Here is a 13,527-nt window from a genome sequence, read left to right as displayed (position 1 = left end):
CCCGCGCCCTGTCAGAACGTGTAGGGCAGGCGTTTGATCCCGTTGATGAAGCTGGACTCCAGGCGGTCCGGCGTCCCGGAGCGGATGCCGGGCAGACGCGTCAGCAGCTCGCGGAACATGACCGTGATCTCGCGGCGCGCGAGATGGGCGCCGAGGCAGAAGTGCGGGCCCGGGCCGCCGAACCCGAGGTGCGGATTGGGGTCGCGCAGGATGTCGAACCGGTCCGCGCCGGCGAACACGGTCTCGTCGCGGTTGGCCGACCAGTAGTAGAGGACGAGCTTGTCCCCCGCCTTGATCTCGTGCTCGTTGAGCGTGGTGTCGCGGGTCGCCGTGCGCCGCATCCAGACGACCGGCGACACGTACCGGACGATCTCCTCCACCGCGCCCGCGACGCGTCCCTCGAAGTCCTCGGCGAGCAGGGCCCGCTGCTCCGGGTGGCGGGTGAACAGGTCGAGGCCGTGGGCGATGGCGTTGCGTGTCGTCTCGTTGCCGGCCACCACCAGCAGGATGAAGAAGGAGCCGAGCTCCTGGTCGGTGAGCGACTCGCCGTCGAGGTTGGCGTTGACGAGGGCCGAGGTCAGGTCGTCGGCGGGCTCCGCGCGCCGCTGCCGGCCGAGCTCCTCGACGATGTCCTTGAGGGTCTGGCCGGCGCCCAGCAGCGCGAGCGCGACCTGCTCGGGGTCGCCCGCCGGGACGAACTCCGCGTCGTTGCCGGCGAGGATGATGTTGGTGGCGTCCAGGACGGTCCGGTAGTGCTCGGCGCCGATGCCCATCATGTCGCAGATGATCTTCAATGGGAGCCGCGCGGCGACGTCGGCCACGAAGTCGCCGGTGCCGCCCGCCTCGACCTCGTCGAGGATCTGGGCCGCCACGGCCTCCACCTGGTCCTCGAACCGCTGGATCATCCGTGGCGAGAAGGCCCGGGAGACGATGCGGCGGATCTTGGCATGCCGCGGGTCGTCCATATTGATCATCGAGCCGAAGTACTCGTGCATGTCGCCCGGCATGTCCGGGATGTTGGTCGCGCCGCGGCCCGAGCAGAAGTCCTGGGGCCGGCGCGAGGCCTCGACGACGTCGGCGTGCCTGGTCAGCGCGTAGTAGCCCGGCCCGCGCGGGACGATGACGACGTCGGGCTCCTCGAAGTGGATCAGCGAGGGCTCCCAGCGCAGCGCCTTGAACGCCTCGTGGCGGTCCGCCAGCGGCCGCCGCCAGAACTCCCAGTCCGTCAGGTTGATGTCCTCGACCTTGAGCACGTCCCGCCACCCCCGCCAGAACCACATTCGGTTTACAAAAGCTAGGGTCAAGTAAAGCGGCGATGCCGGCCGAGGACAACCCTCGTCCGCGGGCAGGCCGAAGCCCCGCCGTGGTCTCGCCCCCAAGTCCACGGCGGGGCCGGCACATCAGATCAGTCGCCAGGTCATTCCGGAGCGAATTGGCACTCCGCTATCGGCGAGCCGCGTCAACTGAAAATGCTGACGCCACCCGGGCCGACCAAAAGGCCGACGACGATCAGAACGGCGCCCCACAGAATGTCCCTGCGGGCGATGAGTACGTAGATGCCCGAGATGACCAGCACTACCGCGATGATCCACAACAAAGTAGCCATGACCATCTCGTACCCCCACCGATACGATTAAACAAACCTCACCGCGCTTCCACGGCCCGTTCCAATTCCGCGATCGCGGCCTTCTGAAGGATCAGCCGTTGCGGCCGGGGGTGTGGCCGAAGGTGCGGCGGAAGACGTCGATGAAGGCGCTCGCCGAGGCCCAGCCGCAGCGGTGCGCGACGGCGGTGACGGGGGTGCCGTCGGCGAGCAGGATCAGCGCGTGGTGCAGCCGCAGCTGGGTGCGCCACTGCGGGAACGTCATGTGCAGCTCCGCGCGGAAGAGCCGGGACAGGGTGCGCTCACTGGCTCCGGCCTGGGCGCCGAGTTCGGCCAGCGTGCGGCCGTCGGCGGGGTTCTCGTTGAGCAGGGCGCATACCGCGGCCAGCCTCGCGTCGCGCGGGCTGGGCAGGTGCACCGGGTGCCGCGGCGAATGCCGGAGCCGATCGAGCAGGACGGCCCGGAGCCGGTCGCGTTCGGCGTCCTCCCCCTCCCCGCGGGTGTACTCGATGATCAACTCGCGCAGGAGCGGCCCGACCGCGAGCACGGCGGGGGCGTCCAGGCCCAGCGGGTTCGTGCCCACCGGGAGGCCCACGAGGTGGACGTCGGTCCGGCCGTAGGCGCGGTGCTCGTGGACCGTACCGGCGGGCACCCAGATGGCCCGGGTGGCGGGCGCGATCCAGCGCCCCCGGTCGGTCGTGACCGACAGTACGCCCCGCGCGGCGTACACGATCTGGTGCTCGTCGTGGCGGTGGGCGTCGATCGCTCCGCCCGGGACGAGGCGGCGCAGCCCGGTGGGCGCCACGGGCATGTGGCGGGGAATCGACATTTGTTGGCAGTTTATCGGAAGCCGACAAGGCCCCTGGCGATCAACGCTGGGGGCATGGAAGCGAACAAGCGGCTGCTGCTGCCGGTCGGGCACGCGAGCGTCGACGTCTATCAGGGCATCGTGCCGGTGCTGGTGCCGTTCCTCGTGGCCGAACGGCACTACGGCTACCTCGGCGTGTCCGGGTTCGTGCTGGCCGCCTCGCTGCTGTCGTCGGTGATCCAGCCGCTGTTCGGGGTGCTCACCGACCGGTGGGCGATGCCGTGGCTCGTCCCGGTGAGCACCCTCGCCGCCGGGCTGGGCGTGGCGCTGGTCGGGCTGACCGAGTCGTATCCGCTCGCGCTCGCGGCGATCGCGCTGACCGGTTTCGGGGTCGCCGCGTACCACCCGGAGGCGGCCCGGCTGGCCCGCGCGGTGACCGGCGGCGACCACGTGGGCATGAGCTGGTTCTCCCTCGGCGGGAACATCGGCTTCGCCCTCGCCCCTGTGCTCGCGACGCCGGTGCTGGCGGCCGGAGGGCTCGCCGCCGCGCCGTTCCTGGTCCTGCCCGCGGTGCTCGGCGCGCTGGTCACGCTGCCGCTGCTGGGACGGCGCGCGGGCGGCGCGGCGCGTCCCCCGGCACGCGGCCGCGACGACTGGCCGGCCTTCCGCGTCCTGTCGGCGGTCGTCATCCTGCGATCGATCACCTACGTCGGGCTCAGTTCGTTCCTAAGCCTCTTCGTGCAGCAACGGGTCCATCCCGGGGACGCGGCGGGCGGCGCCGCGCTCTTCGTCCTGTTCGCCGGGGGCGCGGTCGGCACGGTGCTCGGCGGGCGCCTGGCCAAGCGCTGGGGACGGATCCGCACGGTGCGGCGTGCCTACGCCGTGGCGATCCTGGCGGTCGCCGGTGTCGTGCTCGTCCCCGGCCCAGCCCTCTACGGGCTCATCGCCATCGCGGGAATCGCCCTCTACGTGCCGTTCTCCCTGCACATCACCCTCGGCCAGGACTACCTGCCCAACCGGGTGGGCACCGCGAGCGGTGTGACCCTCGGCCTGGCGGTGAGCGTCGGCGGCGTCCTCGCCCCGGCCTTCGGCGCCCTGGCGGACGCGACGTCCCTGCACACCATGCTGGCGGCGCTGACCGTCTTCCCGATCTTGGCCTGGCTCCTCACCCGGCGCCTCCGCGAACCGGACCGCCTGGAGCTTCTGGAGACCGGTTCCCCGCCGCACGTCCCGCCGGCGAGACGGGCCTCAGCGTGAACGGGAAGGGGCGTCGCAGAACTCGGCGTTCGCTATGGCGAACGCGGTCTCCACTCCCCAGTCACCGTTGTAGTTGAAACTGGTGGCCTCCGTCCTCCGTGGTGGAGACCAGGGAGATCCACCCCACCATGCCTCCGTCGTGGTACCACAGGCTGACGCCGCAGCCCATCGTCACCCGTTCGATGCCGAGCCCATAGGACGCGCCCGGGAAATCGGGATTGTCGACGGTCGTCTTCATCGCCTTCAACTGCCGTGGCGGCAGCAGCCTCCCGCGCATCAGGGCCCGGAAGAACCGGTTCAGATCGCCGGCGCTGGAGATGATGTCGAGGTCGCCCCAGCCCTGTGACCCGTTCAGCTCGGTGACGTCGTCGATCCGGTCTCTCAGCGGCAACGTAGGTCGCCCGTGTCGCGTACGGGACGATCGTGCGGCAAGACCGATGACGACGACGGAATGGTCGACACCGCAGGGCCGGAGAGCGGCGGAGTCGTCCGCACGGCCGCTGGCCGTCGTAGCCGGGGGCGTGCGTGCCAACAACGGGCCAGCGGTCGTGTCTCCACACCTCGCCGTGTGGCCCGGCCACCCCTCCTCTCTGGGCCAGGGCGGGCGAACTGCCAGGTCACAGCGCGATTCAACAAAAGTAACCCCGCGAGCGGCCCGCAGGGAAGTGACTGTTCGCTTACAGTTGTTCACCCCATCCGTCAGCGGGGCACCGTGATTTTCTGCTGCCGCTCAGAACAGCCCGGCCCCTGCCGAGACCCGCGTTCAGCGCGAGCCGGTGGCGGCGAGCCAGCCGCCCAGCAGAAGGTAGAGCGAGCCGGAGATCCTGCGCATCCAGGCGGGGGCGCCGGGCCGGTTCAGCAGCCGCGACCTGAGCGCTCCGGCCGACAGGGCGTACGAGAGGTCGAAGACCGCGCCGACGAGCACGAACAGCGACCCGAGGATCAGGATCTGCGCCGCCGCCGGCCCGCGGGCGGGGTCGACGAACTGCGGGAAGAAGGCGAGAAAGAAGATCGCGGTCTTGGGATTGCCGATGCCGACGATGAACGCCTGCCGGTAGACGCCGCGCCCGGTCTCGCGGCGCGCGGGCGGCCGCCGCTTCACCAGCGTCTGCACGCCGAGAAACAGCAGGTAGGCGACGCCGAGCCAGCGCACGACCGCGAAGGCGAGCGCGGACGAGGCCAGAATCGCGGTCACGCCCAGCGCGGTGGCCGTGACGAAGACCGACGCCGAGGTCATCAGCCCGAGGGCCGACCGCACCGCCACGGACGGCCGTGGCTGAGACCGCGAGCCAGCAGGAACACCATGCTGGGTCCCGGGACGAGGTTGAGGATCACGGTCGCCGTCACGAACGCGGCCAGCGTTCCCGTCGTCACCAAGGCGCACCTCCCGACTGCCGGATGAGTCCGACTCTCGCCTCCCCGGTCCTTCAACGAGGAAACCAGGGCCCTGGGTCGTCAGGGAAGGTGGATGCCGACGATGCAGGTGTCGTCGTCGGTGTCGGCGTTGCTGTGGGTGAGGAGATGGTCCATGAGCTCCTCCAGGCCGGAGGTGGGTTCCTCGACTGTGGCCAGGAGGTGGTCCAGGGTCTCTTGCAGGGAACGGTCCCGGCGTTCGATGAGGCCGTCGGTGTACATCAGGAGGGTGTCGCCGGCCTCCAGATCCACGGCGCCTTCCTCGTACACGGCCTCGGGGAGGGCGCCGAGCAGGAGCCCCTGGATCGGGGGCAGGACGCCGGCCCTGCCCTGCCGTACGAGGACGGGCGGCGGGTGGCCGGCCCTCGCCCATCGCAGCGTGCGGCCGTCCGGGTCGTACAGCGCGCACAGGGCGGTGGCCGTGACGTGTTCGGTCAGGTGGTTGGCCATGAGGTTGAGCCACGTCAACAGCTGTGCCGGGCCGGTGCCGGTGGTGGCCAGGCCGCGCAGGGCGTTGCGGAGGACGACCATGTCGGTCGCCGCCTGGATGCCGTGCCCGGCCACGTCGCCGACGCAGAGCAGGACCTGGCCGCTGGGCAGCACCGTCGCGTCGTACCAGTCGCCGCCGACCAGGTACTCGTCCTCGGCGGGGCGGTAGCGCACGGCGACCCGGAGGCCGGCGGCGTCGATGGGAGCCCGGGTGGGCGGCATGATGGCGCGCTGCAACTGCAGGGCGAGGCGGTTGTGCTCGGCCGCCTGGCGCTCGGTGTACGCGAGCTGGTCGCGGGTGGCGGCGAGGGCGACCTCGGTCCAGTGCTGGGCCGAGATGTCCTGGTACGCCCCGCGGACTCCGAGCAGGTGACCGTCGTCGGCGAGCACCGGTTCGGCGATGACGCGGATGTGCCGGACGATGCCGTCCGGGCGGTTCAGCCGGAACGCGGTGGACGCGGGCCGCCGCTGGTGCAGGAGGGCGCGCAGGAAACGGCCGATGGCGATGTCGTCGTCCGGGTGGGCCTGGTCGGGCAGGCGGGTGAGCGGGACGGGCGCGGCCGTGGAAGGTAGCCCGTGCAAGGCGAACACCTGGCTGGCCCACGTGATTTCGCCGGTGACCAGGCTTTCCTCGAAGCCGCCGATGCGGCCCAGCCGTTGTGCGTGCTGCAGCAGGCTCGCCAGCCGCGCCATCTCGTCATGGACCCGCCAGATGAGAAGCACGCTCTCGCCTTGGCGGCTGACGCTGATGTCGGCGACGGCGGTCAGCGGCACCTGGTCCACGAGGGCGGTGAGGGTCATGCGTTCGGCACGGAAGGCCTCGCCGGTGGCGTGCACCCGTTCGACCTTCTCGAACAGCCCGTCCTGCTCGGCGGCGAGCGGATAGGACTCCAGCAGCAGCGTTCCGGCGACGTCGCTACGAGGCCGTCCGGCGGGGTCGACGAACTGCCTGTTGATGTGGTGGATACGGAAGTCGGCCAAGCGTCCGTCGGCGTCGAGGTAGGGACGAAGTACCAGGGCCGGGTCATGCAGGCCGTCGGCCAGGTCGACGAGCTCCCCCAGCGCTGGATCTGGCAGTGCTGAGTTCCGTGTGGCGAGGGCACTGCCAACCGGCGGACGTGTTTCCAGGGTGTGAGCGCACAGGTCGGCCAATGCCTCGATCTGGCGCTCGATCTGCCGGGGCTGCGGTTCGAGCGGGTCGGGCCAGCAGATCTCGAGCACGCCGATGATGCGGCCGCCCGTGCCCGCCGGGACGGTGACGCGCCCGCCCTCCGGGAACTCGCGATGCCCGATCGAGGGCAGCCCTGCCTCCGCCAGCGAGGCGAACCGGACGATCCGGCGTTCGGTCAGGGCCCGCCGGGCGGGCGTGGCCACCCCGGGCGGCACGTACCGCCAGCGCGCGGCCTCGGCGGATGAGAACCCGGCGGACCCGGCCAGGGTCAGCGAGGCGTCCGGCGCCGCGGCCCAGACGGCCACCGCGATCGCGCCCAGCGGTGCCAGCGCGTGTTCGAGCAGCGACTTGGCCACGGCCTGGGTGTCGTCCGCCGCCAGGGCACCGTTCTCGGCCGCGCGCATCCGCACGGCCGAGGACCGCGCCGCCCGGTCCGCATCCCCGGCCCCGGCTCCGGTCCCGAGCCCGGCTCCGGGCCCGCTTCCGGGCCGGACGGCTCGTTCCAGGAAGTCCTGGGTGACCTCGGTGACGCGGTCGCGCGCCGCCTGGTTGATGATGTCGGCCGCGAGCTCGATCTGCGTGAGGCCCGCCTCCTCGGCCAGGGACGCCAGCTGGGCGGCGGCCTCCGCCGGGCCGCACCGCAGCCGCTCGACCAGGACGCCGGTGGCCAGCTCGATCACGCCGCGTCCCTCGGCGGCGGCCTGGGCGCGCTGCACCTCCTCGCGCAGCTGCTCGACGGTCAGCGCCAGCCTGGTGATGCCCGCGGACGTCACTGCGCGTCCAGGCAGCGGTGGATGCAGGCGATGAGGTCGTCGGCGTTGAGCGGCTTGGTGACGTAGTCGCTGGCCCCGGCCGCCAGGCTCTTCTCCTGGTCGCCGGGCATGGCCTTGGCGGTCACCATGATGATGGGCAGGGCGGCGTGCCCGGGCATGGCGCGGATGGCGGCGGTGGCCGCGTAGCCGTCCATCTCCGGCATCATCACGTCCATCAGGACGAGGTCCACGCCCGGGTGCTCGGCGAGGGCCTCGATGCCCTTGCGGCCGTTCTCGGCGTGCACGACGTTCATCCCGTGCAGTTCGAGGATGCCGGTGAGCGCGAAGACGTTGCGCACGTCGTCGTCGACGACCAGCACCGTGCGGCCGGCCAGCGACACGTCGATCTCGCGCGGGGCGGGCGCGCCGGCCTCGTCGTGGCGGACGAGCGGCAGCACGTCCCCGGGTTGCTCGGCGGAGAGATGCAGGGCGATGCGTTCGCGCAGCTCGTCCAGGCTCGACAGCAGCTCCAGCGGCTGCGTGCCGGCCCGTTCCTGGAGGACGCGTTCGTGCTCCGGCTCCAGCCGCCGGTTGTGGTGCGCGAGGACCGGCACCCCGCGGACGGCGGCGTCCCCGTCCATCGACTCCAGGAAGCGCAGGGCCGCCCCGCCCGCCATGTCGAGCTGGAGCACGACGCAGTGGCAGGCGTCCGCGGCCAGCGCGGCGGCGGCCTCCTCGGCCCCCAGCGCGGTGACGAGCTCGACCGGCCCGCGGGGGTCGGCCGGCTCGCCGCCCCCGCCGCCGGCCAGGTCGGCGACGGCGCTCTCGGCGACCAGGGACAGCAGTCCCGCCGCGCGTTCCTCGATGACCAGGAGCCGGCGCCGGCGCGGCGGCGCGAGGCGCGGCGTGCCCGGCGCCGCCGGCGGCCGCTCGTCGGCGCGCTCCATCACGGTCGCCTGGATGGCGCCCGCCGTCCCCGCCGGCGTCGCGCTGATCTTGGTGATCCGGCCCTCGGCCAGGTCGACGAAGTCCCGGCGGGCGAGCGGCAGGTAGAGCACGAACGTGCTGCCCTTGCCGAGCGCGCTGGTGGCGGTGATGGCCCCGCCGAGCAGGTAGGCGATCTCACGGCTGATCGACAACCCCAGACCGGTGCCCCCGTACTTGCGGCTGGTGGTCCCGTCGGCCTGCTGGAACGCGCCGAAGATGGTCTCCAGCTGCTCCTCGGCGATGCCGACGCCGGTGTCCTCCACCCGGAAGGCGATGGCCTCGCCGTACGGCCGCACCGACGGCGGCAGCTCCTTCGGGTCGGCCCGTTCGATGCGCAGCTCGACGCTGCCGGCCTCGGTGAACTTGACCGCGTTCGACAGCAGGTTGCGCAGCACCTGGCGCAGGCGCGAGTCGTCGGTGAGCAGCTCGGTGGGCACGCCCGGGGCGGTGGTGAGCCGGAAGTCCAGGCTCTTCTGCGTCGTCATGGGCCGGAACGTGGCCTCGACGTACTCCAGCAGGTGGCGCAGCGGGACCCGCTCGGGGCTGATGTCCATCTTGCCCGCCTCGACCTTCGACAGGTCGAGGATGTCGTTGATCAGCTGGAGCAGGTCCGAGCCCGCCGAATGGATGATCCCCGCGTACTCGACCTGCTTGGGCGTGAGGTTGCGGGTGGGGTTCTGGGCCAGCAGCTGCGCCAGGATCAGCAGGCTGTTGAGCGGCGTGCGCAGCTCGTGGCTCATGTTGGCCAGGAACTCCGACTTGTACTTGGACGCCAGCGCGAGCTGCTGGGCGCGCGCCTCCAGCTCCTGCCGGGCCTGCTCGATCTCCAGGTTCTTGGTCTCGATGTCGCGGTTCTGGCTGGCCAGCAGCGCGGCCTTCTCCTCCAGCTCCGCGTTCGAGCGCTGCAGCTCCTCCTGCCGGATCTGCAGCTCGCCGGACCGCGCCTGCAGCTCGGTCGCCAGCCGCTGCGACTCGGCGAGCAGCTCGTCGGTGCGCGCGTTGGCGACGATGGTGTTGACGTTGACGCCGATGTTCTCCATCAGCTGTTCGAGGAACGCCCGCTGCACCGGCGTGAACGGCCCCACCGCGGCCAGCTCGATGACGCCCAGCACCTGGTCCTCGACCACGATGGGCAGGACGATCAGGCTGTTGGGCGCGCTGTGGCCGAGCCCCGACGACACCGTGACGTACCCGGGCGGCACCTCGTCCACGGCGATGGCCTGGCGGCTGCGCGCGGCCTGCCCGACCAGCGACCGGCCCAGCCGGAACCGGGTGGGCCGTCCCGGCGCGGCCGGGTCGCCGTCCGCCGGGTAGCCGTACGAGCCGATCAGCTGCAGCTCGACCCCGTCCTCGCCGTCCTCCGCGAGGTAGAACGCGCCGACCTGCGCCGCGACCAGCGGGGTCAGCTCGTCCATGATCAGGTCGGCCACCACGGCGAGGTCGCGGTGTCCCTGCATCAGCCCCGAGATCCGGGCGAGGTTGGTCTTGAGCCAGTCCTGCTCCTCGTTCGCCCGGGTCGTGTCGCGCAGGGACAGCACCATCAGGTTGATGTTGTCCTTGAGCTCGGCCACCTCGCCGGAGGCGTCGACGGTGATGGACCGGGTCAGGTCGCCCGAGGTGACCGCGCTGGTCACCTCGGCGATGGCGCGCACCTGCCGGGTGAGGTTGCCGGCGAGCTCGTTGACGTTCTCGGTCAGCCGCTTCCACGTGCCCGACACGCCCTCGACCTCGGCCTGGCCGCCGAGCCGGCCCTCGCTGCCGACCTCGCGCGCCACCCGCGTGACCTCCGCGGCGAACGCCGACAGCTGGTCGACCATCGTGTTGATCGTCGTCTTCAGCGCGAGGATCTCGCCGCGCGCGTCCACGTCGATCTTCTTGGTCAGGTCGCCCTGCGCGACGGCCGTGGTGACCTGCGCGATGTTGCGCACCTGGTTGGTCAGGTTGTTGGCCATCGAGTTGACGTTGTCGGTGAGGTCCTTCCAGGTGCCGGCCACGTGCGGGACCTGGGCCTGGCCGCCGAGCTGGCCCTCGGTGCCCACCTCGCGCGCCACCCGGGTCACCTCGCCGGCGAACGCCGACAGCGTGGTGACCATCGTGTTGATCGTCTGGGCGAGCGCCGCGACCTCGCCCTTGGCCTCCACGGTGATCTTCTGTGACAGGTCGCCGCGGGCCACCGCCGTCGCCACCTGGGCGATCGAGCGGACCTGGTTGGTGAGGTTGGAGGCCATCACGTTGACGTTGTCGGTGAGGTCCTTCCAGGTCCCCGAGACGCCGCGGACCGTGGCCTGGCCGCCGAGGTTGCCCTCCGTGCCGACCTCGCGCGCCACCCGCGTCACCTCGTCGGCGAACGCCGACAGCTGATCGACCATCGTGTTGATGGTCTCCTTCAGCTCCAGGATCTCGCCGCGCGCGTCCACGCGGATCTTCTGGGTCAGGTCGCCCTTGGCGACCGCCGTGGTGACCTGGGCGATGGAACGCACCTGGGCGGTGAGGTTGTCGGCCATGACGTTGACCGACTCCGTGAGGTCCTTCCAGGTGCCCGACACGCCCTTCACATCGGCCTGGCCGCCCAGCCGACCTTCACTGCCCACCTCGCGCGCCACCCGCGTCACCTCGTCGGCGAACGCCGAGAGCTGATCGACCATCGTGTTGACGGTGTTCTTCAGCTGGAGGATCTCGCCGCGGGCGTCCACGGTGATCTTCTGGGACAGGTCGCCCTGCGCGACGGCGGTGGTGACCTGGGCGATATTGCGCACCTGGTCGGTGAGGTTGCCCGCCATGAAGTTCACGGAGTCGGTCAGGTCGCGCCAGGTGCCCGACACGCCCTTCACATCGGCCTGACCGCCCAGCCGACCTTCACTGCCCACCTCGCGCGCCACCCGCGTCACCTCGTCGGCGAACGAGGACAGCTGGTCGACCATCGTGTTGACGGTGTTCTTCAGCTCCAGGAACTCGCCGCGCGCGTCCACGTCGATCTTCTGCGACAGGTCGCCCTTGGCCACCGCCGTCGCCACCTGGGCGATGTCGCGGACCTGCGTGGTCAGATTGCCGGCCATGGCGTTCACCGAGACGGTCAGGTCCTCCCAGGTACCCGAGACGCCCGGCACCTGGGCCTGGCCGCCCAGCCGTCCCTCCGTGCCGACCTCGCGCGCGACCCGGGTGACCTCGGAGGTGAACAGCGACAGCTGGTCGACCATGCCGTTGAACACCACGGCGATCTCACCGAGCAGCCCGTGCGCGTCGTCGGGAAGCCGGGTGCCGAAGTCGCCGTCGCGCACCGCGGTCAGGCCCGCGAGCAGTTGCCGGAGCTCGGCCTCGCCGGCCTTCCCGCCGCCGGCGGCCCGCTCCGCGTCCACGGTCTCGCTCACGCTCGCCTCCCTCTCCCCCAAATGCTTGTCGGATGACAAACACCCCCGAGAAGCTTCTCACCTTCCGGCCACCACCCGGTACCACCCCACCCCGAAGCGGTTCCCGACTCCCACCATGCACGGTCAGGCCCCCTACGACGAGTCCCTCGTGGCCGCCGCCGCGGGCGTGCTCGTGCGTGGAGCTCATCCCATGACGAAGGCTCCGACCGATACCGCGCAGAGGGCCAGGCCGGCGCCGTGCGTCAGGCTCGTCCGCTCCCGCAGCACCACGGCCGCGAGGACGACGGTGAACGCGGGGTAGAGCGAGGTGATGACGGCGGCGATCGCCATCGTTCCCGCGTGGGCGGCGAGGAAGTAGAGGATCGTCGCGGCGGCGCCGAGGACGCCGGGCCAGATCGCCGTCCAGGACGCACGCTCGGGCGCGTTCGGGCGGATCCTGAGCGCTACGGCGGCGAGCACCACGACGGAGGCCGCCTGCCCGGCGGCCACGGGCCATAGTCCCGCGCCGTCCCCGGCCCGGTCGAGGCACACGAACAGCACCGCGAAGCCGAGCCCGGCCAGCAGTCCCTCGCCCACTCCCCCGGCGGCGAAGCCGCCGCGCCCCGATTCCGACGACACCAGCCAGATCCCGGGGATGGCCAGCCCGATGCCGAGCATGGTCGCGACCGTGAGCCGTTGCCCGAACGCGATGTCCACCAGCACCGGGACGCCCGCCGCACCGACCGCCGAGAGCGGCCCCGCCACGTTCATCCGCCCTCGGGCCAGTCCCCTGTAGAGCGCGAGCGTCCCCACGGCCGCCCCGATCCCGGCGGCCAGGCCCCACGCCAGCACCGCGCCGCCGGGCGCGGCCGACCCGAGGGCGAAGGCCGCGAGGACGGTCGCGACGGTGGCGGTCGTCTGCCCGACCAGCCCGACGAACGCGTAGTGGGCGCGGCGCGAAAGCAGCCCGCCGAGGAAGTCGGAGGCGCCATAGAACGCGGCGGCCGCCAAGGCGAGAACCAGCATCGTCGTCATCCTCCTGGTAGCGGCGAGCCAAGGACATATATCGATCTTCCCCGACATAGCAAGCTAATCCATAATTCGCAGAACCCGGCGGATAGGTAAATGAGGCTTGCTGATGATCTGAGCCCGATGACACCATTCAGGCACGGAAACAAGGGCTCCAGTCACATGCAGTGGGGGAGGCATACTTGATTCGCAGATTCGCGTCCCTGGGTGTCGCCGGAATGGCGATGGCCGGGATGCTCGGCACCGCGATCACACCGGCGTTCGCGGACCCGCCCCGGCGCGTCAGCATTTCCGGCAGCGTCTACATCGAGGACGACGAGAACTGGCCCTCGCAGAACGAATATTGCCATGACGGCCTGTCCTACAACGACATCGTCTACGGCTACCAGCAGGTGATCTTCGACAAGGGCTGGGGGTGCGGCGGCGAGGTCCACACCACGCTGTACGCGATGGCGGACCTCCTGCCGGACGGCGGCATCCGCATCCACGGGACCGTCTACCTGCGCGAGGGCACCTGCGGCTGCCTGTCCGACAGGATCCGCATGACCAAGGACTTCAACCAGGTCATCGCGCCGGAGACCAATGCCGAAGTCGATCCCGGCTTCGTCGAATGGGACGGCGGCGACAAGACCCACGTCCATTTCCGGGTCTACAACCGCGCACCGTGACAT

11 protein-coding genes are annotated in these 13,527 nt (G+C 71.1%); 2 read left to right on the top strand and 9 right to left on the bottom strand.

Going from position 1 to position 13,527, the window contains the following annotated elements; genetic code table 11:
* Positions 1-11: 11 nt before the first annotated feature.
* The 3 genes from ACGFNU_RS36185 to ACGFNU_RS36175 form a co-directional block, all read right to left on the bottom strand.
* Entirely contained in the window at positions 12-1,280 is a 1,269-nt protein-coding gene (locus tag ACGFNU_RS36185) for a cytochrome P450 (RefSeq protein ID WP_392601074.1), read from the bottom strand.
* A gap of 179 nt (positions 1,281-1,459) precedes the next feature.
* Positions 1,460-1,606, bottom strand: a complete 147-nt coding sequence (locus ACGFNU_RS36180) for a GPGG-motif small membrane protein (RefSeq protein WP_392601073.1) — start codon at positions 1,604-1,606, stop codon at positions 1,460-1,462.
* Positions 1,607-1,697: 91 nt separating this feature from the next.
* On the bottom strand, positions 1,698-2,432 hold the full coding sequence (locus ACGFNU_RS36175; protein WP_392601072.1) for an AraC family transcriptional regulator: 735 nt from the start codon (positions 2,430-2,432) through the stop codon (positions 1,698-1,700).
* Between the two features lie 54 nt (positions 2,433-2,486).
* Between ACGFNU_RS36175 and ACGFNU_RS36170 the strand changes: the two genes are divergently transcribed.
* The gene (locus tag ACGFNU_RS36170; RefSeq protein ID WP_392601071.1) at positions 2,487-3,668 is read left to right on the top strand and encodes an MFS transporter; all 1,182 of its coding nucleotides are present in this window, start codon (positions 2,487-2,489) and stop codon (positions 3,666-3,668) included.
* 61 nt (positions 3,669-3,729) lie between these two features.
* Here ACGFNU_RS36170 and ACGFNU_RS36165 read toward each other — a convergent pair whose 3' ends face one another.
* From ACGFNU_RS36165 to ACGFNU_RS36140, 6 genes are all read right to left on the bottom strand, one after another.
* Entirely contained in the window at positions 3,730-4,359 is a 630-nt protein-coding gene (locus tag ACGFNU_RS36165; protein ID WP_392601070.1) for a serine hydrolase, read from the bottom strand.
* Positions 4,360-4,431: 72 nt separating this feature from the next.
* The gene (locus ACGFNU_RS36160) at positions 4,432-4,905 is read right to left on the bottom strand and encodes a LysE family translocator (RefSeq protein ID WP_392601069.1); all 474 of its coding nucleotides are present in this window, start codon (positions 4,903-4,905) and stop codon (positions 4,432-4,434) included.
* Entirely contained in the window at positions 4,905-5,042 is a 138-nt protein-coding gene (locus ACGFNU_RS36155; RefSeq protein ID WP_392601068.1) for a hypothetical protein, read from the bottom strand. The genes ACGFNU_RS36160 and ACGFNU_RS36155 overlap by 1 nt, the downstream gene beginning before the upstream one ends.
* 81 nt (positions 5,043-5,123) lie before the next feature.
* Complete coding sequence (locus ACGFNU_RS36150; protein ID WP_392601067.1) at positions 5,124-7,514, bottom strand: SpoIIE family protein phosphatase; 2,391 nt, start codon at positions 7,512-7,514, stop codon at positions 5,124-5,126.
* On the bottom strand, positions 7,511-11,779 hold the full coding sequence (locus ACGFNU_RS36145) for a HAMP domain-containing protein (protein WP_392601208.1): 4,269 nt from the start codon (positions 11,777-11,779) through the stop codon (positions 7,511-7,513). The genes ACGFNU_RS36150 and ACGFNU_RS36145 overlap by 4 nt, the downstream gene beginning before the upstream one ends.
* Before the next feature lie 252 nt (positions 11,780-12,031).
* Positions 12,032-12,853 (bottom strand): EamA family transporter, encoded by an 822-nt coding sequence (locus ACGFNU_RS36140; RefSeq protein WP_392601066.1) that lies wholly within the window; start codon positions 12,851-12,853, stop codon positions 12,032-12,034.
* A gap of 185 nt (positions 12,854-13,038) precedes the next feature.
* Here ACGFNU_RS36140 and ACGFNU_RS36135 point away from each other — a divergent pair, with 185 nt between their 5' ends.
* A complete protein-coding gene (locus ACGFNU_RS36135; protein WP_392601065.1) occupies positions 13,039-13,524 on the top strand; it encodes a hypothetical protein in 486 nt (161 codons plus the stop codon).
* Positions 13,525-13,527 lie beyond the last annotated feature (3 nt).

The sequence above is a fragment of the Spirillospora sp. NPDC048911 genome (assembly GCF_043198015.1).
Taxonomy (GTDB): domain Bacteria; phylum Actinomycetota; class Actinomycetes; order Streptosporangiales; family Streptosporangiaceae; genus Spirillospora.
This window is presented reverse-complemented; position numbering and strand designations above follow the sequence as displayed.